The organism is Citrobacter sp. T1.2D-1 (assembly GCF_950098555.1).
In the GTDB taxonomy this organism is placed as follows: Bacteria; Pseudomonadota; Gammaproteobacteria; order Enterobacterales; family Enterobacteriaceae; genus Citrobacter_A; species Citrobacter_A telavivensis.
This window is the reverse complement of the sequence record NZ_CATNHH010000001.1, coordinates 668142-689406: the sequence shown is the minus strand read 5'-3', so window position 1 is coordinate 689406 and position 21265 is coordinate 668142. Positions and strand designations below refer to the sequence as shown.

Here is a 21265-nt window from a genome sequence, read left to right as displayed (position 1 = left end):
TATACAACGGACGAGGAAAGGATGTTAGACAAAGGGAGGGAAATGCGGGGCGCGAACACGCCCCGCAGGTAACACTTACAGCATGAAGCTGCCCAGCAGGAAGCCGAAGCAGACCGCCAGTACCACACCCAGCGTACCTGGGATGAAGAACGGGTGGTTAAAGACGAATTTGCCGATACGTGTTGTCCCGGTGTCATCCATCTGTACCGCCGCAACCAGCGTTGGATAAGTTGGCAGAATGAACAGACCAGAAACCGCAGCGAAAGAGGCAACGGCAGTCAGCGGAGAAACGTTCAGCGCCAGCGCCATCGGCATCAGTGCTTTAGCGGTTGCTGCCTGAGAGTACAGCAGCGCAGAAGCAAAGAAGAAGATCACCGCCAGCAGCCACGGGTGGCCCTGAATCACTTCACCTGCAGTGTCTTTGATCCAGTCAATGTTGTGAGAGACGAAAGTATCACCCAGCCATGCAACACCCAGGATACAAATACAGGCGCTCATACCGGCTTTGAAGGTGCTGGAGTTGAGGATAGCGTCAGTTTCCACTTTGCACAGGATAGTGGTCAGCGTCGCGACGCTCAGCATGATGATCAGGATAGCGTTAGTGGTGTTCATCAGCGGTTTCTCAACCAGACCGAGGCTCGGGCTGTTGACGATCGCATAAACGACTACGCACACTACGCCCAGCAGGAACATCCAGACGGAGTTTTTCGCCATCGGTTTGATTTCAACCTGCTTCTCACCGCGCAGTTCAACCAAACCTTCTTCCAGACGCTTGCGGTACACCGGATCGTCAGAGAGTTTGGAGTTGAACAGCATGGTCACCAGGAAAGACATCACCAACACTGCCAACAGCGTGGACGGAATGACCACGGACAGCAGGTGGATGTAGCTAATGCCATGACCTTCCATCACTGAAGACATGTAAACGACCGCTGCGGAGATTGGCGATGCAGTGATCGCAATCTGAGCGGACACCACGGCGGTAGAGAGCGGACGGCAAGGCTTGATGCCCTGTTCCTTCGCAACTTCAGCAATAACCGGCAGCGTTGCCAGGGAGATGTTCCCGGTACCTGCAAAGATAGTCAGGAAATAGGTCACGATCGGTGCAAGGATCGTGATGTATTTCGGGTTCCGACGCAGCAGTTTTTCTGTCTGGTTAACCAGATAGTCCAGACCGCCCGCAACCTGCATCGCGGAGATAGCAGCAATGACCGCCATGATGATGGAAATGACATCGAACGGGATATTACCCGGTTTCACGCCGATAGCGGCAAGAACCAGAACACCCAGTCCACCTGCAAATCCAATCCCGATGCCCCCAAGTCTGGCGCCCAAAAAGATTGCCAGCAAAACAATGATAAGTTCGACAACTATCATATTAGCCTTCCTTGTTGTTTAACAAGTTGATATTAAATTGTTGTTATTTAGTAACTTCTTATAAGAAAAAAGGCACGTCATCTGACGTGCCCTCCTTGGTACTACCCTGTACGATTACTGTTCACTTTCATCAGTATAACGTTTTGCTTTGTAAGCCGGGTGCATCAGGTTCTGTGCGGAGAAAATATCGTCCAGCTCAGCTTCAGTCAACAGACCGCGCTCCAGCACCACTTCACGTACGCTCTTACCGGTTTCGGCGCAAATCTTACCAACGATGTCGCCGTTGTGGTGGCCGATGAACGGGTTGAGGTAAGTGACGATACCGATAGAGTTGTAGACATACCCTTCGCACACTTCTTTGTTAGCGGTGATACCGTTAACACATTTCTCCAGCAGGTTGTAGCAGGCGTTGCTGAGGATGTGAATGGATTCAAACATCGCCTGACCAATCACGGGTTCCATCACGTTCAGCTGCAGCTGACCGGCTTCAGACGCCATGGTGACGGTGATGTCGTTACCGATGACTTTGAAGCACACCTGGTTGACGACTTCTGGTACGACCGGGTTCACTTTCGCCGGCATGATAGAAGAGCCCGCCTGCAGTTCCGGCAGGTTGATCTCGTTCAGGCCAGCACGTGGGCCAGAGGAGAGCAAGCGCAGGTCGTTACAGATTTTGGACATCTTCACAGCCAGGCGCTTCAGGGCACCGTGTACCATAACGTAAGCGCCGCAGTCAGAGGTCGCTTCGATCAGGTCTTCAGCCGGAACGCAGGCAAAACCGGTCACTTCAGCCAGTTTCTGTACGGCTAGCGGAGAGTACTCTTTCGGAGTATTCAGACCAGTACCGATAGCCGTTGCGCCGAGGTTAACCTCCAGCAGCAGTTCAGCGGTACGTTCGATGTTTTTCACTTCTTCTTTCAGCAGTACGCTGAAAGCGCGGAATTCCTGACCCAGGGTCATCGGAACCGCATCCTGCAACTGGGTACGACCCATTTTCAGGATGTCCTGGAACTCGACAGCTTTACGCTCGAAACCTTCACGCAGTTGGTTGATGGCGTCGACCAGTTTAACGATAGAAGCGTAAACGGCGATGCGGAAACCGGTTGGGTAAGCGTCGTTAGTAGACTGACATTTGTTCACGTGGTCGTTCGGGTTCAGGTACTGATATTCACCTTTCTGGTGACCCATCAGCTCCAGCCCGATATTGGCCAGCACTTCGTTGGTATTCATGTTGACGGAGGTGCCTGCACCGCCCTGGTAAACGTCTACCGGGAACTGGTCCATGCATTTGCCGTTATTCAGGACTTCATCACATGCGGCAATGATGGCATTCGCTACACTCTTAGGAATGGTCTGCAACTCTTTGTTTGCCAGCGCAGCTGCCTTCTTAACCATTACCATGCCGCGCACAAACTCAGGGATGTCACTGATTTTGTTATTGCTGATGTAGAAGTTTTCAATCGCTCTCAGAGTGTGAACACCATAGTAGGCTTCGGCTGGAACTTCCCTGGTACCCAACAGATCTTCTTCGATACGAATGTTGTTTAACATGTGAACCTTCTTTATTTAAAGCTGCCAATGAATGCACTAAACACACAGAATATATGTGGTTTCGATTGTTTCTTGACCGACGATTATCCCCTACATCGGTCTGGTCAACGAGATCATATTCTGCTCCAGAAATTGTGCCGTAATCTGGATCACTTTAAGTGTGGTAAATTACTCCTTAATTATTATTTTGTGAAATAGGTCACCGCTTTAGGATTAACTCTAAAAATAAGTGCGTAAACAGCTTGAAATTTTGTGAACTACCCCTACATCCGACTAATGCGAATCGCAACTATTTTCGGGCCGACGTGCGCATCACGGCGGCCGTTTGAGGAGAAACCTTTTGCGCTGGATACCGTTACTTGCAGTCTTTCTCTATGTTTATATTGAGATTTCTATCTTCATCCAGGTCGCCCATGTTATGGGTGTACTGATGACGCTCATCCTGGTGATTTTTACCTCAGTCATTGGGATGTCGCTGGTACGTAATCAGGGATTTAAGAACTTTTTGTTGATGCAGCAGAAAATGGCGGCAGGAGAGAGCCCTGCTGAAGAGATGATTAAGAGTGTTTCGCTGATCATCGCGGGCCTGTTGCTGTTGCTGCCAGGCTTTTTCACCGACTTCCTCGGTCTTCTCCTTTTACTACCGCCTGTGCAGAAGCACCTGACGATGAAGCTGCTGCCGCATTTGCGTTTTTCCCGGATGCCAGGTGGCGGCTTTAGCGCCGGAACGGGCGGTGGCGATACCTTTGACGGCGAGTTCCAGCGCAAAGACGACGAGCGTGACCGTATCGAACATAAAGACGATCGTCGCGACTGATGACATCTAAAGACATTGTAGACTTGTCGGCCCGGTAAGCATAAACGCCACCGGGCTCTTGCGTTTATCCGGTCTATCCCTGATGTTCAGCCATCTTCCGTTTCGGCAAAAACAGCCACAGTATTGCCAGCATAATCAGCGCATACAGACTCTTCCAGCCGACCATCGCCAACAAAAGAAGGCATAATAATCCACCCACCATCGCCAGCGCGCGATACCGACCTTTCAACAAGCGACAGCCTGCCAGCATGCACAACAGATAGATCATAATAAAGATGCCGTTCGCGTAGACGATGAGCGCATCGAGATTGATCGCCAACGCATAGATGCACAGCGTACTGACCACGCAACAGCCCAGCACGGCATTGAGCGCGTTGCGCGGAATATGGCGGTGAGAGAGGCGGGCAAGGTAATGGTCTGGTTTGTACTGCGCCTGTGACCACACCAGACGGGCAAAACTCTGTATATAAATGTTGAGACTGGCAAAACAGGCCAGATAACCGATCACACAGGCTACCCACAACGCCTGAACGCCAAACAGTTGCACCACGATTTTCGGCAACGAGGCCGCTGCCGCCATCGTTTCGCCATAGGCGTCAAAATGCAGAACGACAACGGTGCAGGCCCAGTAGACTGAACCGGCCAGCAGCAGACCAATCATCAGCGCACGCGGGAAATCCCGTTCGGGATCCTTGAATTCAGAGGCCAGATGGGCGAACGCTTCCAGACCGACGAAACACCAGAACATCACCGACAGCGCGGAGAACAGCCCTGACATCTCAATATCGCCTGGCGCAGGGAAAGATATTTCTGTCGGTTTGAGGTCGCCTGCCCACCAGATGGCGACAATCAGTGCCACAATTAGACCCGCAATCACCGTTTGCAGGTTTGCACTGGAGCTGGCCCCGCGTGAGCCGATGAACCACACCAGCGCCAGGGTGCCGAGCTCGGCCAGCAACAGTTGCCCGTCGTGCCAGCCAAACATCGCCTGACCAAACCCGGCAGCAATGTGCAGCGCCGCGGGAAGCCCCACGGGGATAACGGACAGAAACAGCCAGCCGGTGACCCGTTCGAGATGTGGGCCAAATGCCATACCGACGAAATGGGCGACGCCGCCTGCGCTGGGATAGTGGCGGCCTAACAGGGCAAAAACAATCGCAACGGGAAACACCAGAACAATCAAAACGGGCCAGGCCCACAGGCTGTTATTACCTGCCACCAGTGCCGCCAGGGCCGGGACGGCAAACACGCCTGTTCCTAATAATGATGTCGACAACAGGCCAATGCCCTGAGCCAGTCCAAGCTCTTGTTTCAGTCCACTCATGAGTTGTTATCCGTTTGCGCCTGGATTCCAGGCAACTGCGCAGGTTTTCGATGTTATCACAATCAGATTTGCTTATGACGCCAGCGATTAAATAGGCGAGAAATGTGAGATAAGTACGGTTTTTGCAGGATTTTTGCCTGAAGAAAATTTTTTTTCACATTGCCCCTTGAAGGGGCAAAACCCCATCCCCATCTCTCTGGTCACTAGCCGGGAACCTTAACGGGCCGGCGTCACCCATAACTGATAAAGACCTTCTCAAAGGAGAGCTATCAATGAGTATTCGTCCGTTACATGATCGCGTGATCGTTAAACGTAAAGAAGTTGAGTCCAAATCTGCTGGCGGCATCGTTCTGACCGGTTCTGCAGCGGGTAAATCAACTCGTGGCGAAATCATCGCTGTCGGTAAGGGTCGCATCCTGGATAACGGTACCGTGCAACCGCTGGATGTGAAAATCGGCGACATCGTGATTTTCAACGATGGTTACGGTGTGAAATCTGAGAAGATCGACAATGAAGAAGTGTTGATCATGTCTGAAAGCGACATTCTGGCAATTGTTGAAGCGTAATCCGCGAACGACACTGAACATACGAATTTAAGGGAAAGAGAAAATGGCAGCTAAAGACGTAAAATTCGGTAACGACGCTCGTGTGAAAATGCTGCGCGGCGTAAACGTACTGGCAGACGCAGTGAAAGTTACCCTCGGTCCGAAAGGCCGTAACGTGGTTCTGGATAAATCCTTCGGTGCACCGACCATCACCAAAGATGGTGTTTCCGTCGCACGTGAAATCGAACTGGAAGACAAGTTCGAAAACATGGGCGCGCAGATGGTGAAAGAAGTTGCCTCTAAAGCGAACGACGCAGCGGGCGACGGTACCACCACCGCGACCGTACTGGCTCAGTCCATCATCACTGAAGGTCTGAAAGCCGTTGCTGCGGGTATGAACCCGATGGATCTGAAGCGTGGTATCGACAAAGCGGTTGCGGCTGCGGTTGAAGAACTGAAAGCGCTGTCCGTACCGTGCTCTGACTCTAAAGCCATTGCTCAGGTGGGTACCATCTCCGCTAACTCCGACGAAACCGTGGGTAAACTGATCGCTGAAGCGATGGATAAAGTCGGTAAAGAAGGCGTGATCACCGTTGAAGACGGTACCGGTCTGCAGGACGAACTGGACGTGGTTGAAGGTATGCAGTTCGACCGTGGCTACCTGTCCCCGTACTTCATCAACAAGCCGGAAACTGGCGCAGTAGAACTGGAAAGCCCGTTCATCCTGCTGGCTGACAAGAAAATCTCCAACATCCGCGAAATGCTGCCGGTTCTGGAAGCCGTTGCGAAAGCAGGCAAACCGCTGCTGATCATCGCTGAAGATGTGGAAGGCGAAGCGCTGGCGACCCTGGTGGTTAACACCATGCGCGGCATCGTGAAAGTGGCTGCGGTTAAAGCTCCTGGCTTCGGCGATCGTCGTAAAGCGATGCTGCAGGATATCGCAACCCTGACTGGCGGTACTGTTATCTCTGAAGAGATCGGTATGGAGCTGGAAAAAGCGACTCTGGAAGACCTGGGCCAGGCAAAACGCGTTGTGATCAACAAAGACACCACCACCATCATCGATGGCGTGGGTGACGAAGCGGCAATCCAGGGTCGTGTGACTCAGATTCGTCAGCAGATCGAAGAAGCGACTTCTGATTACGACCGTGAAAAACTGCAGGAACGCGTAGCGAAACTGGCAGGCGGCGTGGCCGTCATCAAAGTCGGTGCAGCGACCGAAGTTGAAATGAAAGAGAAGAAAGCCCGCGTTGAAGATGCCCTGCACGCGACCCGTGCTGCGGTAGAAGAAGGTGTGGTTGCCGGTGGCGGTGTCGCGCTGATTCGCGTAGCAAGCAAACTGTCTGAACTGCGTGGTCAGAACGAAGACCAGAACGTGGGTATCAAAGTTGCGCTGCGCGCAATGGAATCCCCGCTGCGTCAGATCGTGCTGAACTGCGGCGAAGAACCGTCTGTTGTGGCTAACACCGTGAAAGCGGGTGACGGTAACTACGGTTACAACGCTGCAACTGAAGAATACGGCAACATGATCGACATGGGTATCCTGGATCCAACCAAAGTGACCCGTTCTGCTCTGCAGTACGCGGCATCTGTGGCTGGCCTGATGATCACCACTGAGTGCATGGTGACCGACCTGCCGAAAGGCGACGCGCCTGACTTAGGTGCTGCTGGTGGTATGGGCGGCATGGGTGGTATGGGCGGCATGATGTAATTTAATCTTCATACTTCAAGCCGCAGGTGCGTTGGCTGCGTTTATTCACCCCGGTCACTTACTAATGTAAGCTCCCGGGGAATCATAAACTTGCCGCCTGCCTGCAACCTGAATTATTCGATTAAATCAGCATTTCGCGAAAAATGAGAAACCCTCGGGCAGAAATGTTCGGGGGTTTTTCTTTTGGTCATCTTTTTAGTATAAGATTCAGTGACGGACAAAACGTCCAGCTCATTGATTATGGGGAATAACATGCACGCGAAATATTTTGCAGGGATTGTCGGTGCCGCGCTACTGATGGCGGGTTGTAGCTCCAGCAGCGAACTGAGTTCTGCAGGACAAAGCGTTCGCTTTGTTGAAGATAAGCCTGGCGCTGAATGTCAGCTAATTGGCACGGCAACCGGTAAGCAGAGCAACTGGCTTTCAGGTCAGCACGGTGAAGAAGGCGGCTCTATGCGTGGTGCGGCAAATGACCTGCGCAACCAGGCGGCAGCCATGGGCGGCAACGTGATTTATGGCGTCAGCAGCCCGAGTCAGAGCATGTTATCCAGCTTTGTCCCAACGGCCAGTGAGATGATTGGTCAGGTTTATAAGTGCCCTAACTAATAGACTTTGTGTCTGTGGTTGCCGGGTATTCCTCTTATCAGGCCTGTGCTCACACCTGTAGGCCTGATAAGCGTCGCGCCATCAGGCGTGTTGTGCTGTCGTATTAACGGACTGAACCCGTAAATGATGCAGCGCGCGCAGGCATTGCTCCTGGGTTAGCGTTTGCGTTTTATTCGCCGTCAGCGTTCTGACAAAGACCTGACACGGCTTACCTGCCAGCTTTTTCAGTCTCGGGCTAAAGTCGAGTAAACGCCGTAAAATGGCTTCCGTCTCCTGGCTACCAGACTGAACGCGGGTTTTCACGATGGCGCCGCTGAACTGCTCCTTTCCTGTTTCACCCGTAAAACGGTAGAGCACCGCAAGATAATGTGTGAAAAGCGAGTGCTTCCACTCTGGCTGCGTATAGGCGTCGTATTCCAGTCGCTCATGGTCCAGGCAGTCCGCATCATACAGCGGTAAAAAGTCCAGCAGCGAAGAGATTCGCAGCGCCAGCTCCCGCATGCCAGCGTTCTCTATCGCCCGAATAATGGCGTACACCAAAATCTCAATCTGCAATTCGTTCACCTGCAGGATGCAGGTATTGCCATCGTGAAGCGTGAAGGTCAGCGTTAAGGTGTCGCTGCTTCCATCGGTTAAGGCGACGGCGGTGACGCGGCGATGAATATCTGCATGTCGAAGTTCGTCTTCCACCATCGCAGGTATGTTTTCCTGCATTTTCTTGCTGATAACATCGCGCGTTTTTTCGTAATGCTGACGTTCAGCGACGCCCAGTTGCTGCTTCTGATGCAGACGACTCTCTACGGCGATCAGCAGATCGCGTAATTCCAGTGCGGGCAGAAAAAACAGCGATTCCTTGTTCCTCGGTTCTTTAATTTTCAGCGCCAGCGCTATGAATTCGTTAGCTTTACGGATAACACCCGTATTAACCCCTTTGATACTAATAGCCATAAAGGTTCTCCCTCACCAATGATAAATTCAGCGATTGGTTGTGACTTATAGATATGATTTTTAAATATATAGTTCGCAAGGCGACGCTAAAATAACATACAGGGAGGGGGGAACCGGGGGTTTTGGTAGCAGGTGTCCGGAAGTGGACACCTGTTTGAGAAGTTATTGCTGACGCAGCTGTAAATCCAGTGGCGTTTTACTGGGCTCGCCGCCAATTTCCCGCGCCAGTTTGGGCACCATATAGCCCGATATCAGCGTGAGCAGTTCGCGCATAATCTGGCGGGCTTCATCGTCTGTCACCATGAAATGCGCGGCGCCCTGAACCTTATCCAGCACATGCAGATAATAGGGCATGACGCCCGCATCAAACAGTGCGTTGCTGAGGTTCGCCAGCGTCCGGGCGTTATCATTGACGCCGCGTAGCAGAACGCTTTGATTGAGCAGCGTAACGCCTGCGGTGCGCAGTTTTGCCATCGCCTGCCGGAAGGACTCATCGACTTCGTTGGCGTGGTTGATGTGATTCACCAGCAAGATTTGCAGCGAAGAACGGGTGAAGCGGTCAACCAGCTCCCCGGTAATTCGCGCAGGGATGACAATGGGCAGGCGACTATGAATACGCAGGCGTTTGATATGGGGAATGGCTTCCAGTTGCGTGAGCAGCCAGTCCAGCTCATGATCTTTGGCCATCAGCGGATCGCCGCCGGAGAAAATGATTTCATCCAGCTCGGTATGCGCGCTAATGTAGTCCAGCGCGGCCTGCCAGTTTCGCTTATTTCCCTGATTTTCCGCATACGGGAAGTGGCGGCGGAAGCAATAGCGGCAATTTACCGCACAGCCACCTTTCACCAACAGCAGCGCCCGGTTACGGTATTTATGCAGCAGTCCCGGTACGACGCTGTGTTGTTCCTCAAGCGGATCGGTGGAGAAACCCGGCGCGGCAATAAACTCATCCTCGGAGGTAAGTACCTGACGTAAAAGCGGATCGTCAGGATTGCCTTTTTCCATTCGCGCGATAAAGGCACGTGGCACGCGCAGAGCGAACAGACGTCTGGCATCACGCCCGGCCAACAGTTTTTCATCTGCGTCTATATTCAAAAGACGCAGGAGTTCATCGGGATTGGTCACAACATCGGCAAGTTGCGATAACCAATCTTCTCTGGATGGGGTATTTAGGGTTACAATATGCGCCATTTTGTGGCTTAGCTACCAGTTAACAATTTTCAGAGGGCCTTATGGCAACGTACTATAGCAACGATTTTCGTGCTGGTCTTAAAATCATGATGGACGGTGAACCGTATGCGGTTGAAGCCAGCGAATTCGTTAAACCAGGTAAAGGCCAGGCATTCGCGCGCGTTAAGCTGCGTCGCCTGCTGACCGGCACCCGCGTTGAGAAAACCTTCAAATCCACCGACTCCGCCGAAGGCGCAGACGTGGTCGATATGAACCTGACTTTCCTGTACAACGACGGTGAGTTCTATCACTTCATGAACAACGAAACTTTCGAACAGCTGGCTGCTGATGAGAAAGCGGTAGGTGATAACGCGAAATGGCTGCTGGATCAGGCTGAGTGCATCGTGACCCTGTGGAACGGTCAGCCTATCTCTGTGACGCCGCCGAACTTTGTTGAACTGGAAATCGTTGATACCGATCCGGGTCTGAAAGGCGATACCGCAGGTACGGGTGGTAAGCCGGCCACGCTGTCTACTGGCGCAGTGGTGAAAGTGCCTCTGTTCGTTCAGATTGGCGAAGTGATTAAAGTGGATACGCGTTCAGGCGAGTACGTCTCCCGCGTTAAATAATCCGCGTTATTTCCATTTATACCCTAAATAATTCGAGTTGCAGGACAAAGCCTAAAGGGCTTTGAACAGCGCTAGCGCTGGCCCCGGAGGGGCGAAGCCGAAGGCTGAGTCACGCGGCAAGGGAGTGACAAATTCGTCGGGAACGAATTTGACCAGCCGTAGGCTGGCCTTCGGTGAGAGACAGGATGTCTCTCATTTATCCCCAGGAGCTTACATAAGTAAGTGACTGGGGGAACGAGTGCAGCCAACGCACATGCAACTTGAAGTATGACGGGTATAATGGTGCAGCAGCTTTTGCTGCGCCATTATTTCTCCAGGGCAGGAATGATGAAACGTCTTCTCGGTCTTGTAACACTGCTCCTTCTCACCAGCTCGTTGCTGGCGGGTTGCAATACTGCACGCGGCTTTGGTGAGGATATTAAGCACCTCGGTAATTCCATTTCCCACGCGGCCAGCTAATTTTCTTCTCGTCGTCCTAAAAAGCGTCTATCTCCCGCCATTGTTCGGGATCTTGTCTATGATTAAGTGGCACTACACAAACAACATAGGCTAGAAAAGGAAGACGTTATGGTTAAAAAGACAATTGCAGCGATCTTATCTGTGTTGGTACTTTCCTCCGTGTTAACTGCCTGTAATACCACGCGCGGCATGGGTGAGGATATTTCCGACGGCGGCAACGCCATTTCGGGCGCCGCAACCAAAGCTCAGCAGTAGCCGCGTAAACGGTACGGCGAGTTTTGTCGTGCCGTTAATTTTTCAGCTCGGACGGCGCAAGAAACGGCGAAAAGCGATTATCCATGTGTAATTTCATGCGGATATTGCGTTTGTAGGTGTACACCGTTTTGCCATGAATGCTGAGCGCACAGGCAATCGCGTTGTTACTCGCCCCTTCCATCCACATCGTCAGCACTTTCTCTTCCTGTGGCGTAAGCAGCGTCGAGGCGTTGCCGGGCGCTTCGGATACCGAACCGGTTAGCAGCGCGTTGTGAATATTTTCAGCCAGCTCCGCCAGAGAAACCTGTTTGGTTAATGACGCACAGACCGGATAGCGCAGCGTCTCCGCCATCGCACCACCAGACTCCAGTAATATCAACGGACTGCCACCGCAGGCGAGAAAAAACGGGGCAATATACTGGGCCGACTGGGTGTCGTTGAGAAAACCGTACAAGTCCGCGATCACCAGGTGAGGTTTCCACTGCTGGATGTGCTCTTTAACCAGTAAGAGGTTATTGAGCCCAGAGACCAGAAACGACGTATTAAAGAGTTCGGAATGATTAATCCATGCCTCGATCCCTGTGCGGGTGAAGTGGCAACGGTCAATCACTAATATTTTCAACATAGCGTTTTCGCATTCAGAAGTAAGGCAAATGGCTTCCTGACTTCAGAAAGCGTCCCATCATAGAGAAGTCGGATGAGTGCTGAATGGGCAAAATGCGCTGCGAAATGCGCCTAATTCAACCTTTTAGGTGCGAAAAGATAAAAATGTTGAAATTCACCGCCGCTCGGGCAAGAATGTTTTTTCTACCATCAGCGTTACAGGACGACCTGCTAACGCTTCTTTCACCGGGGACGGCCCCATTTCTCTGGAGCCTGATATGTCCTGGATAATCTTACTCATCGCGGGTCTGCTTGAAGTGGTTTGGGCCGTGGGTCTGAAATATACCCACGGTTTTAGTCGCCTGACGCCGAGTATCATCACCATTGCCGCGATGATCGTCAGTATGGCACTGCTTGCGTGGGCGATGAAAACGCTCCCCGTGGGCACTGCATATGCCGTGTGGACGGGGATTGGCGCCGTCGGTGCTGCCATCACCGGCATTCTGTTGCTGGGTGAATCGGCTAATCCCATGCGTCTGGCAAGTCTGGCGTTAATCGTAGTCGGTATTATTGGTCTGAAATTAAGCACCCACTAAGCACCGGGCTGCTTCACCCAGATTAGCTTACTGACATCAAACCCTTCCCGGGTCGCGACGGCCAGCATCTGCTGCTTCATTTCGTCAGAAAGCGTCGGCGTGCGAGAGAGTATCCACAGGTAGTCGCGATCCGGGCCGCAGACCAGCGCGTGCCGGTACTCTCTGTCGATCGCGATAACGTTATAGCCACCGTAGAACGGACCGAAGAAGGAGACTTTCAGCGCGGCGCGGCTGGGGTCGCCGGTGAAATACGCTTTCCCCTCGCTTTTCTGCCACATCGCTCTGTCCGGGTTCCAGCCTTTATTGATCACGTTGAGACCGCCGTCATCGCGCGGACTGTAGGTCGCTGTGACCTTTTCCAGTCCCCGTTCGAAGCGATGATCAAAACGGGCAATTTCGTACCAGGTCCCGAGATAGCGTTTGGCATCGAAGTTATTCACCACGGTGACGCCCTGTGGCGGAGTAGGGGTACTACAGGAGACCACCAGAAACGCAGTCGTCACAGCGGCAACGATAGGGAGCAGGCGCATAGGTTTATCCTTAGGGTGTTTTTCCTAAGTGTAGAACCTGGTGGAGAAAATAACGGTGGGGACGAAAAAACGCCCTCTTATCAGCAGATAAGAGGGCGGATTGCTTTAGACAGACAGAATGCCAATCGCCGTTACGACGGTCAGGATGGCTGCCAGACCGTAGAACACCCATTTGCCAGCCGGCACATGGATTTTCAGGTCATGCATCGCGTGGTGCATACGGTGTAAGCCACACCACAGTGGCAGGACAATCATCAGGAACAGGAAAGCACGGCCGATAAAGCTCTGAGCAAACGCCAGTACGCGCTCATAGCTCAGGGCATCGCCCGGGAACAGACCCAGCGGCAGCAGAATCCCCACCAGCAGAACCATCACTGGCGCGATAATCGCACCCCACATACCGCCTGCGCCAAACAGACCCCAGAATACGGGTTCGTCAGAACGTTTTGGATTTGGATTAATCATCCCGGACTCCTTACCAGAACAGGGCAACAAACAGTATGACTACGGTCGCCACCACAGTAACCGCCCAGAGACCTTTGATGATCGGCTCTGGCCCCATTTTTTCGCTTTTTACGATGATGTTGGCTGCTTTCGGCGCCAGCTCAAACCAGGTTTTGGTGTGCAGCAGTGCTGCCGCCAGGGCGATCACGTTGAGGATCACCACCACCGGGTTTTGCAGAAAACCAACGAAGCCTTCCCAGGATTCCACACCGTGCTTCAGTGCGAACAGGCCGAAAATCAGCTCAATGCTAAACCAGACTGCCGGAACGGCTGTGCCTTCGCGCAGCATGTAAAAGCGATAAAACGGCAATTTCTTCCACCAGGTGGACGTCATCGGCCGCACATAGGGTTTGCGTTTAGTCGTCATGTTGCACTCCTTAGCGTGGTTTCAGGGTGGCGATAAGAAAGTCTTTCGAGCTTTCCACTTTACCCTGCTGAATGGCAGCCGCCGGATCGACGTGCTTCGGACAAACTTCGGAGCAGTAGCCCACGAAAGTACAGGTCCATACGCCGTTCGGACTATTCAACTGCGCCATACGCTCCTTCTTACCATGGTCGCGACTGTCTTCGTTGTAACGATGCGCCAGGGTAATCGCAGCCGGTCCGATGAACTCAGGGTTCAGGCCGAACTGCGGGCATGCGGCATAGCACAGACCACAGTTGATGCAACCAGAGAACTGGTGATACTTCGCCATCTGCGCCGGGGTCTGGGTGTTTGGACCCTGATCCGGCGTACGCGGGTTACCGATGATGTACGGCTTAATCGCTTCCAGACTTTCGATAAAGTGCGTCATGTCGACGACCAGATCGCGCTCAATCGGGAAGTTGCCCAGCGCTTCAACCTTAATGCCGTTGGTGTATTCACGCAGGAAGGTTTTGCACGCCAGTTTCGGTACGTTGTTGACCATCATGCCGCAGGAGCCGCAGATCGCCATACGGCAGGACCAGCGATAGCTCAGGTCTGGCGCCAGGTTATCTTTGATGTAGCCCAACGCATCCAGCAGTGACGTTGTTTCATCATAAGGCACTTCATAGAAAGCACTGTGCGGCGCGGTGTCGGTCTCAGGGTTATAGCGCACCACCTCAACTTTCAGGTTTTTCATCTCAGCCATTACGCCTTCTCCTTCTTATCGGCTGCTTCCGCTTCCGCACCGTAAACACGTTTTGCAGGCGGCAGCGTAGTGATTTTCACGTCGCTATAGTCGAGGCGAGTCGTGCCATCAGCATCGCGGAAGGCGAGAGTATGTTTGAGGAAGTTGACGTCGTCACGCTCGGTGCAACCTTCGTCCAGACGTTGGTGTGCGCCACGTGATTCCTTACGAGCCAGCGCGGAATGCGCCATACATTCAGCGACGTTCAGACCATGACCCAGCTCAATGGTGTACAGCAGGTCGGTGTTGAATACGCTGGAGGTGTCGGTGATGCGAACGCGCTTGAAGCGCTCCTGCAATTCGGCCAGTTTATCAACCGTTTTCTGCATGAGTTCCGGCGTACGGTAGATACCGCAACCTTCTTCCATGGAGAGCCCCATTTCGTCGCGAATCTTCGACCAGTTCTCGTTACCTTCCTGGTTAACCAGGTTTTTCAGCCGTTGTTCAACGCCCGCAACCTGTGCGTCGAGCGCGGCGTCGTTAGCGGTGCCCGCTGTCGATGCACGCTCCATCGCCTGCTCACCTGCCAGACGGCCAAAGACCACCAGTTCAGCCAGTGAGTTAGAACCCAGACGGTTCGCGCCGTGCAGACCCACAGAAGAACATTCACCGACGGCAAACAGACCTTTGATGCGGGTTTCGCAATTCTGATCGGTTTCGATACCGCCCATGGTGTAGTGCGCGGTCGGACGAACCGGAATCGGCTCTTTCACCGGATCGACGCCCACGTAAGCTTTTGCCAGTTCACAAATGAACGGCAGACGTTCCAGCAGTTTCTTCTCACCCAGATGACGCAGGTCGAGGTAAACCACATCGCCACGCGGCGTGGAGATGGTGTTGCCTTTACGCCATTCATGCCAGAAGGCCTGAGAAACTTTGTCGCGCGGACCCAGCTCCATGTATTTGTTTTTCGGCTCGCCCAGCGGTGTTTCCGGACCCATGCCGTAATCCTGCAGATAACGGTAGCCGTTTTTGTTGACCAGAATACCGCCTTCACCACGGCAGCCTTCGGTCATCAGGATACCGGAACCCGGTAGGCCGGTCGGGTGATACTGAACAAATTCCATATCACGCAGCGGAACGCCGTGGCTCAGCGCCATGCCCATGCCGTCGCCGGTAACGATGCCGCCGTTGGTGTTATAGCGATACACACGGCCTGCGCCGCCTGTTGCCATCACCACCGCGTTAGCACGGATTTGCATCAGCGTGCCTTCCATCATGTTCATCGCCACCAGGCCGCGAGCATGACCATCATCGACCAGGATATCCAGCACAAAGTGTTCGTCAAAGCGCTGGATCTGTGGGAACTGCAGAGAGGTCTGGAACAGGGTATGCAGCATATGGAAGCCGGTTTTATCCGCAGCAAACCAGGTACGCTCAATTTTCATCCCGCCAAAGCGACGAACGTTGACGCTACCGTCTTCACGGCGACTCCACGGGCAGCCCCATTGTTCCAGTTGGGTCATCTCGGTAGGACAGTGGTGGACAAAATAATCCACGACATCCTGTTCACACAGCCAGTCTCCGCCCGCTACCGTATCGTGAAAATGGTAGTCGAAGCTGTCATGATCCTGGGCGACAGCGGCTGAGCCCCCTTCGGCAGCAACGGTGTGGCTGCGCATTGGGTACACTTTTGAAATCAGTGCGATTTTCGCATTAGGATTTGCCTGCGCTGCGGCAATTGCAGCACGTAATCCCGCGCCACCGGCGCCTATAATGGCAAGATCGGCTTGAAAGGTTTGCACGACATTCCTCCAGATTATTGTAATTTCGCCACCACATATCTCGTAAAAGAGCCTGAAAAAGGTGGGTAGCGAACGTGTTTCCACTGCTCCTTTATAGGTACAACAGTATAGTCGCTGCTATGTGCTGGAAATTTGACGTGTTCGATTTTTTTGGCGTGTCGGAAGGGTGAATTATCATTGATTTTGATTAATTTAATTACTAAACCATCCTTCTACGGTTTTTTAACTCTTTAGCCGCGCTTGAGTATTCCTGAGCAAAATTTGTTTCATTGCCGCGTTACGAGTAGACTTCGTGCCCTTGTCTTAAACTGGAGAAAGAACCATGAGCGAAACGGCAACCTGGCAGCCGAGCGCGTCCATACCTAACCTGTTAAAACGCGCGGCAATTATGACGGAAATTCGTCGTTTCTTTGCCGATCGCGGAGTGCTGGAGGTTGAGACGCCCTGCATGAGTCAGGCGACGGTCACAGACATTAATCTGTTCCCGTTCGAAACGCGTTTCGTCGGCCCCGGCCATTCGCAGGGGATGAACCTCTATTTAATGACCAGCCCGGAATACCACATGAAACGTCTGCTGGTGGCAGGGTGTGGTCCGGTCTTTCAGCTGTGCCGTAGTTTCCGTAATGAAGAGATGGGGCGCCATCACAACCCTGAGTTCACGATGCTCGAGTGGTATCGTCCGCATTACGACATGTACCGGTTGATGAACGAGGTGGACGATCTGCTGCAGCAGGTGCTGGAATGCCCGGCGGCGGAGAGCCTCTCTTATCAGCAGGCGTTCCAGCGTCATCTGGAGATAGACCCACTCTCTGCGGATAAAACGCAACTGCGCGACGTCGCCGCGAAGCTGGATTTAAGCAACATTGCCGACACTGAAGAAGATCGCGATACCTTACTGCAACTGCTGTTTGCGATGGGCGTTGAGCCGCACATTGGCAAGGATAAGCCGACGTTTGTTTATCACTTCCCGGCAAGTCAGGCATCACTGGCGCAGATCAGTACGGAAGATCACCGCGTGGCGGAACGTTTCGAGGTCTACTTCAAAGGTATTGAACTGGCGAATGGTTTCCATGAACTGACGGATGCGCGTGAACAGCAGCAGCGTTTTGAACAGGACAACCGCAAGCGCGCCGCGCGCGGATTGCCGCAGCAGCCTATCGATAACAATTTGATCGAGGCGCTAAAGGTCGGCATGCCGGACTGCTCGGGTGTTGCGCTGGGCGTCGATCGTCTGGTGATGCTGGCGCTGGGCGCGGAAAGCCTCGCGGAAGTGATTGCTTTTACGGTTGATCGTGCATAACGCGTTCTGATGTGATGAAAAGCGGTGCGTTGTGCACCACTTTTCATCTCTACAAGCCCGTTCCGTCTGCCCTGCCGGGTATGACGAAGACTTACAAACTCCCCGCCGGGCGACTTCTTCTGCCGGCAGAACTGAGCGTTTTCCCCGTTTGTCTGCCATTCAAACTCTCCAGACGCATCTGGAACGGTGGGAACGGCATATCGATACCGTGCTCGCGGAAGCCTGCCAGAATCAACTGGTGGATTTCATGGCGCAGCGGCATACGGTGACCCATCTCGGCGGCATAGATACGCAGCTCAAAGATCTGGATCCCTTGCTGGAGATCGACCAGGAAGACTTCCGGTGCCGGGTTGTCGATCACCAGTGAGCAGCGGTGCGCGGCGGTCAGCAGGATCTGCGTCACCTCTTCGCTGTTCACATCGGACGGTGCCGGAATGGTCAGCACCACACGCGTCACGGAATCGGACAGCGACCAGTTGATGAACTGCTCGGTGATAAACGCTTTGTTCGGCACGATGATCTCTTTGCGATCCCAGTCGCTGATGGTGGTCGCGCGGGTATTGATCTTCGTTACGCTGCCGGTCAGATCGCGAATGGTCACCGTATCGCCAATACGAATCGGTTTTTCGAACAGGATGATCAGGCCGGAGATAAAGTTGGCGAAGATTTCCTGCAAGCCAAAGCCCAGACCAACACCGAGTGCCGCCACCAGCCATTGCAGTTTTGCCCACTCAATCCCAATCATCGAGAAGCCCACCAGACCGCCAATCAGCATCAGCAGGTACTTGGTGATGGTAGTGATGGCGTAGCCGGTACCCGGCGTGAGATCGAGGTGTTGCAGCAACGCCAGTTCGAGAAGCGCAGGCAGATTACGCACCAGTTGGGTGGTGATGATAAACACCAGAATGGCGATCAGCACCGCACCCAGCGTAATGGGCTCTAAACTTTCGACCCCCTGTACCGTAGAGGTGACGTCCCACAGCGAGATGTTTTCGAGGAAGCCGAATGCGGAATGAATTTCCGACCACAGCACAATGACCGACAGCAGGGCGATCAGCATCAGAATGGAACGTACCAGACGTAGCGACTGGGTGCTGATGGCGTCAAGGTCGACTTCGCTCTCGTCAACGTCAATGGTCCCTTCCAGGCTGGTTGAATGGGCTGGTTCCTCTTCGCCACGCGCGCGCTGGGCCAGCATTTCCGCGCGACGATGCTTGGCGCGGTCAAAGGCCAGTCTGCGGCGTTGAATGAGCATCCAGCGGCGAATGACGTGGTAAATCACCAGTAGCAGGAACCAGATGGCAACGGAGGTTTCCAGTCGCGCCAGCAGCGCCTGCGATGTCGCCAGATAACCCACGGCAGCCGCCAGTATCGCGACCACCGGTGCGCCAATCATCAGGTTCCACAGCATGCTGTTCACAATATTATCGCCGCTGCCCTCTTTATCGAGATAGAGCGGAATGCCGGCTTTTTTCAGGCTCAGGGTAACCAGCGCCAGCGCACCGCAAATCAGAATAAAGCACAGACGACCGAGTGAGCCGGAGAACTCACGATCGTTCAGATTATCGAACATGATGAGCGCCATGATCAGCGGCACAATAAGCCCGATACTCATCAGGTAATAACGCATTGCGCGTGACACGCGTTCGCGCGGCCAGCCGAAGTGGGCAATAAACAGGCCATTTGGCCGGGCAAACGCCGCACAAATCATCACGACCCACAGCAGCGGTACTGTCGCCGTGACGCCATCGCCTATCGCAACGGCAAGAGGATAAGGCCAGGCTTCGCGCAGTCCATATCCCAGCGTCATCCACAGTACCGGCAGCGGAGAGGCCACCAGTATCGACCAGAACACGGTACGCAGCGTGAGCCAGAAGTGGTCCTGCGTCACCTTGCCCACTCTGGCGGCGGAACGTTCCAGAAAACGGGTGAAGTGGCGACGTGAGTAAATACTGAAACCGACCAGAATCAACGCGCCAAACAGCGGTAGCAGGGTATCCCTGCTGGTCAGCATCATCAGACTGGCCTGACCTAACTGGCTGAAGGTGTCGAGTGAGATCAATCGACGCAGATCCTGCACGATATCTATCGGCCACGAGAAAGACATTGGGCGAACATCAGAGGTCCAGAACAGATAGCGGTGGGTCGCTTCGTTCACCTCTTTCAGCGCATCCTCAAGCTGACTATTGGACACTTTCAGTTTGGTCAGCTCGAGGATTAACGTGTCGCCGCCCTGTAACAACGAATTCAGCAGTTCGCGTTGGGTGCGCAGCTGCGCTTCAAGAATACGGTTTTGTTCCGCAGTGAGCGGTTGTCCGTCCGCCTGATGGAGCTGGCGCAGCTGAGGCTGTTTGTTGAGTTGATCTTCATAGCGCAGACGCTGGACGCGCAGTTGCGCCATTTCGGTATCCAGCTGCTGGGGTTTAGGCATTTCCGGCAGACGCGCCACCTGAGCGCGTAACGCTTCGCCCAACAGGTTAGACGAACCTAACCACTGCGACTGTTCGCGAAGTGTCGTTAATGCCTGACGTACCTGCTGAGTCTGACTGGCGGCCTGACGTTGCTGAGAGGCGACGAGATCCATGCGCTGAGCCTGCTGATTCAGCGCGGCTGACAGTTCCCGGTTCACTTTGAACTGGGCAACAATGTCCGGCGGTAAATCAGCGCTGTTCTCTGCCAGGAGCTCGGTGCTTTCCAGCGCGCGTTCAGCTTCACGCTGACGCTGGCTGTTGAGCTGATTGCGCAGAGCCTGTAAATACGCATCCAGTTGCTGACTCTGTTTTTCCGCCAGTTCGGAGCGCATACGCGCCAGTTCCTGACGGTTGTTAGCCGAAAGCTGCGCCAGCTCCAGCTCATCAACCAGCGCTTTCAGGCGGGCGGATTCCGCCTGCATACTGAAATTTTGTGCCTGGTTGAGCGGGGTGTTGCCGGTGGCGGTACCGATGCGGCGCTCAATCTCATTGAGCTGTCGACGGGCATCGGTTTGCTGCTGGGGCAGTTGGCTCAGCGAGTCGGCAATCTCACGGGCGCGCTCTTGCTCCTGCTGGGCCTGACGGCTTTTTTCCAGCAGTTGACTGCTAACCTGAAGGATTTCCTGATTCAGCGCATCGGTCGTCATGCCCGGCGACACGCTGCGGGGTTCATCGCGCAGGTTGGTTAACTGCGCGCGCAGACTGGCGGACATTTTCGGGAAGTTATCGATAACCTGCTGGTATTGCTGAACGCGCTCGAGAGAACCTTTGCGTTCATCAAGCGCGTTCAACGCAGACTGAAGGGCTTCGACGACATCGGGCTGGGCAGGCTTTGCGGATTTTGCCTGCTCCAGTTCCTGGGTGATTTGTTTGGCGTCGGGGGCGGTTGCAGCGTACGCCCCCAGGCTGAGGCACCAGGCCATCAGAAACGTTATAATCAGGCGCACAGCAGCTTCCCTCTACACGTCATCAT

At 53.7% G+C, this 21265-nt stretch carries 21 protein-coding genes; 9 read left to right on the top strand and 12 right to left on the bottom strand.

The genetic code is table 11. The features are described from left to right. Window positions 1-75 precede the first annotated feature (75 nt). Both dcuA and aspA read right to left on the bottom strand, forming a co-directional pair. Window positions 76-1377, bottom strand: a complete 1302-nt coding sequence (gene dcuA / locus QQZ17_RS03225) for an anaerobic C4-dicarboxylate transporter DcuA (protein WP_046494335.1) — start codon at window positions 1375-1377, stop codon at window positions 76-78. Between the two features lie 114 nt (window positions 1378-1491). Then, window positions 1492-2928, bottom strand: a complete 1437-nt coding sequence (gene aspA, locus QQZ17_RS03220; RefSeq protein ID WP_042321348.1) for an aspartate ammonia-lyase — start codon at window positions 2926-2928, stop codon at window positions 1492-1494. Between the two features lie 340 nt (window positions 2929-3268). On the opposite strand from aspA, the gene QQZ17_RS03215 reads away from it, so the two are divergent. Then, window positions 3269-3745: an FxsA family protein gene (locus QQZ17_RS03215; protein ID WP_042321350.1), complete on the top strand. Its 477-nt coding sequence runs from the start codon at window positions 3269-3271 to the stop codon at window positions 3743-3745. Window positions 3746-3818: 73 nt separating this feature from the next. Here QQZ17_RS03215 and yjeH read toward each other — a convergent pair whose 3' ends face one another. Beyond that, window positions 3819-5069: an L-methionine/branched-chain amino acid transporter gene (gene yjeH / locus QQZ17_RS03210; protein ID WP_152401626.1), complete on the bottom strand. Its 1251-nt coding sequence runs from the start codon at window positions 5067-5069 to the stop codon at window positions 3819-3821. A gap of 272 nt (window positions 5070-5341) precedes the next feature. On the opposite strand from yjeH, the gene QQZ17_RS03205 reads away from it, so the two are divergent. The 3 genes from QQZ17_RS03205 (at window position 5342) to QQZ17_RS03195 (ending at window position 7931) form a co-directional block, all read left to right on the top strand. Further along, window positions 5342-5635 (top strand): co-chaperone GroES, encoded by a 294-nt coding sequence (locus tag QQZ17_RS03205; RefSeq protein ID WP_152401628.1) that lies wholly within the window; start codon window positions 5342-5344, stop codon window positions 5633-5635. A 43-nt stretch (window positions 5636-5678) separates the two neighbouring features. After that, window positions 5679-7325: a chaperonin GroEL gene (groL, locus tag QQZ17_RS03200; protein ID WP_152401630.1), complete on the top strand. Its 1647-nt coding sequence runs from the start codon at window positions 5679-5681 to the stop codon at window positions 7323-7325. A gap of 252 nt (window positions 7326-7577) precedes the next feature. After that, window positions 7578-7931 (top strand): DUF4156 domain-containing protein, encoded by a 354-nt coding sequence (locus QQZ17_RS03195; protein WP_046494343.1) that lies wholly within the window; start codon window positions 7578-7580, stop codon window positions 7929-7931. An 81-nt stretch (window positions 7932-8012) separates the two neighbouring features. On the opposite strand, the gene yjeJ is transcribed toward QQZ17_RS03195, so the two are convergent. Next, window positions 8013-8879 (bottom strand): YjeJ family protein, encoded by an 867-nt coding sequence (yjeJ, locus tag QQZ17_RS03190; protein WP_152401633.1) that lies wholly within the window; start codon window positions 8877-8879, stop codon window positions 8013-8015. Window positions 8880-9041: 162 nt separating this feature from the next. Beyond that, a complete protein-coding gene (epmB, locus tag QQZ17_RS03185; RefSeq protein WP_152401635.1) occupies window positions 9042-10070 on the bottom strand; it encodes an EF-P beta-lysylation protein EpmB in 1029 nt (342 codons plus the stop codon). Between the two features lie 41 nt (window positions 10071-10111). Between epmB and efp the strand changes: the two genes are divergently transcribed. From efp to ecnB, 3 genes are all read left to right on the top strand, one after another. Beyond that, entirely contained in the window at window positions 10112-10678 is a 567-nt protein-coding gene (gene efp, locus QQZ17_RS03180) for an elongation factor P (RefSeq protein ID WP_046494350.1), read from the top strand. Between the two features lie 324 nt (window positions 10679-11002). Further along, the gene (gene ecnA, locus QQZ17_RS03175) at window positions 11003-11137 is read left to right on the top strand and encodes a lipoprotein antitoxin entericidin A (RefSeq protein WP_152406247.1); all 135 of its coding nucleotides are present in this window, start codon (window positions 11003-11005) and stop codon (window positions 11135-11137) included. A gap of 108 nt (window positions 11138-11245) precedes the next feature. Next, entirely contained in the window at window positions 11246-11392 is a 147-nt protein-coding gene (ecnB, locus tag QQZ17_RS03170; protein ID WP_046494356.1) for a lipoprotein toxin entericidin B, read from the top strand. A 34-nt stretch (window positions 11393-11426) separates the two neighbouring features. Here ecnB and QQZ17_RS03165 read toward each other — a convergent pair whose 3' ends face one another. Then, window positions 11427-12017, bottom strand: a complete 591-nt coding sequence (locus tag QQZ17_RS03165; RefSeq protein ID WP_152401637.1) for a LuxR C-terminal-related transcriptional regulator — start codon at window positions 12015-12017, stop codon at window positions 11427-11429. A gap of 256 nt (window positions 12018-12273) precedes the next feature. Between QQZ17_RS03165 and sugE the strand changes: the two genes are divergently transcribed. Next, window positions 12274-12591 (top strand): quaternary ammonium compound efflux SMR transporter SugE, encoded by a 318-nt coding sequence (gene sugE, locus QQZ17_RS03160; protein ID WP_042321373.1) that lies wholly within the window; start codon window positions 12274-12276, stop codon window positions 12589-12591. Here sugE and QQZ17_RS03155 read toward each other — a convergent pair. From QQZ17_RS03155 to frdA, 5 genes are all read right to left on the bottom strand, one after another. After that, window positions 12588-13121 (bottom strand): lipocalin family protein, encoded by a 534-nt coding sequence (locus QQZ17_RS03155; protein ID WP_152401639.1) that lies wholly within the window; start codon window positions 13119-13121, stop codon window positions 12588-12590. The genes sugE and QQZ17_RS03155 overlap by 4 nt on opposite strands. Window positions 13122-13226: 105 nt before the next feature. Continuing rightward, the gene (gene frdD / locus QQZ17_RS03150) at window positions 13227-13586 is read right to left on the bottom strand and encodes a fumarate reductase subunit FrdD (RefSeq protein WP_042999169.1); all 360 of its coding nucleotides are present in this window, start codon (window positions 13584-13586) and stop codon (window positions 13227-13229) included. Window positions 13587-13596: 10 nt separating this feature from the next. Then, window positions 13597-13992 carry a fumarate reductase subunit FrdC gene (gene frdC / locus QQZ17_RS03145; protein WP_152401641.1) on the bottom strand — a complete coding sequence of 132 codons (396 nt, stop codon included), beginning with the start codon at window positions 13990-13992 and terminating at the stop codon, window positions 13597-13599. A 10-nt stretch (window positions 13993-14002) separates the two neighbouring features. Then, window positions 14003-14737 (bottom strand): fumarate reductase iron-sulfur protein, encoded by a 735-nt coding sequence (frdB, locus tag QQZ17_RS03140; protein ID WP_152401643.1) that lies wholly within the window; start codon window positions 14735-14737, stop codon window positions 14003-14005. Further along, window positions 14737-16521, bottom strand: a complete 1785-nt coding sequence (gene frdA / locus QQZ17_RS03135) for a fumarate reductase (quinol) flavoprotein subunit (RefSeq protein ID WP_152401645.1) — start codon at window positions 16519-16521, stop codon at window positions 14737-14739. Before frdA ends, frdB begins: the two co-directional genes overlap by 1 nt. 322 nt (window positions 16522-16843) lie before the next feature. On the opposite strand from frdA, the gene epmA reads away from it, so the two are divergent. Beyond that, window positions 16844-17821 carry an elongation factor P--(R)-beta-lysine ligase gene (epmA, locus tag QQZ17_RS03130; RefSeq protein WP_152401647.1) on the top strand — a complete coding sequence of 326 codons (978 nt, stop codon included), beginning with the start codon at window positions 16844-16846 and terminating at the stop codon, window positions 17819-17821. 91 nt (window positions 17822-17912) lie between these two features. On the opposite strand, the gene mscM is transcribed toward epmA, so the two are convergent. After that, a complete protein-coding gene (gene mscM, locus QQZ17_RS03125; RefSeq protein ID WP_152401649.1) occupies window positions 17913-21239 on the bottom strand; it encodes a miniconductance mechanosensitive channel MscM in 3327 nt (1108 codons plus the stop codon). Window positions 21240-21265 lie beyond the last annotated feature (26 nt).

Excerpts from the sequence above, each read along its gene's own strand:
- ecnB (WP_046494356.1), top strand. The coding sequence starts at position 11,246 with ATGGTTAAAAAGACAATTGCAGCGATCTTATCTGTGTTGGTACTTTCC.
- epmA (WP_152401647.1), top strand. The coding sequence starts at position 16,844 with ATGAGCGAAACGGCAACCTGGCAGCCGAGCGCGTCCATACCTAACCTG.
- QQZ17_RS03155 (WP_152401639.1), bottom strand. The coding sequence starts at position 13,121 with ATGCGCCTGCTCCCTATCGTTGCCGCTGTGACGACTGCGTTTCTGGTG.
- sugE (WP_042321373.1), top strand. The coding sequence starts at position 12,274 with ATGTCCTGGATAATCTTACTCATCGCGGGTCTGCTTGAAGTGGTTTGG.
- efp (WP_046494350.1), top strand. The coding sequence starts at position 10,112 with ATGGCAACGTACTATAGCAACGATTTTCGTGCTGGTCTTAAAATCATG.
- ecnA (WP_152406247.1), top strand. The coding sequence starts at position 11,003 with ATGATGAAACGTCTTCTCGGTCTTGTAACACTGCTCCTTCTCACCAGC.
- QQZ17_RS03195 (WP_046494343.1), top strand. The coding sequence starts at position 7,578 with ATGCACGCGAAATATTTTGCAGGGATTGTCGGTGCCGCGCTACTGATG.
- aspA (WP_042321348.1), bottom strand. The coding sequence starts at position 2,928 with ATGTTAAACAACATTCGTATCGAAGAAGATCTGTTGGGTACCAGGGAA.
- QQZ17_RS03165 (WP_152401637.1), bottom strand. The coding sequence starts at position 12,017 with ATGTTGAAAATATTAGTGATTGACCGTTGCCACTTCACCCGCACAGGG.
- frdB (WP_152401643.1), bottom strand. The coding sequence starts at position 14,737 with ATGGCTGAGATGAAAAACCTGAAAGTTGAGGTGGTGCGCTATAACCCT.
- dcuA (WP_046494335.1), bottom strand. The coding sequence starts at position 1,377 with ATGATAGTTGTCGAACTTATCATTGTTTTGCTGGCAATCTTTTTGGGC.
- groL (WP_152401630.1), top strand. The coding sequence starts at position 5,679 with ATGGCAGCTAAAGACGTAAAATTCGGTAACGACGCTCGTGTGAAAATG.
- frdC (WP_152401641.1), bottom strand. The coding sequence starts at position 13,992 with ATGACGACTAAACGCAAACCCTATGTGCGGCCGATGACGTCCACCTGG.
- QQZ17_RS03205 (WP_152401628.1), top strand. The coding sequence starts at position 5,342 with ATGAGTATTCGTCCGTTACATGATCGCGTGATCGTTAAACGTAAAGAA.
- yjeJ (WP_152401633.1), bottom strand. The coding sequence starts at position 8,879 with ATGGCTATTAGTATCAAAGGGGTTAATACGGGTGTTATCCGTAAAGCT.
- frdD (WP_042999169.1), bottom strand. The coding sequence starts at position 13,586 with ATGATTAATCCAAATCCAAAACGTTCTGACGAACCCGTATTCTGGGGT.
- epmB (WP_152401635.1), bottom strand. The coding sequence starts at position 10,070 with ATGGCGCATATTGTAACCCTAAATACCCCATCCAGAGAAGATTGGTTA.
- yjeH (WP_152401626.1), bottom strand. The coding sequence starts at position 5,069 with ATGAGTGGACTGAAACAAGAGCTTGGACTGGCTCAGGGCATTGGCCTG.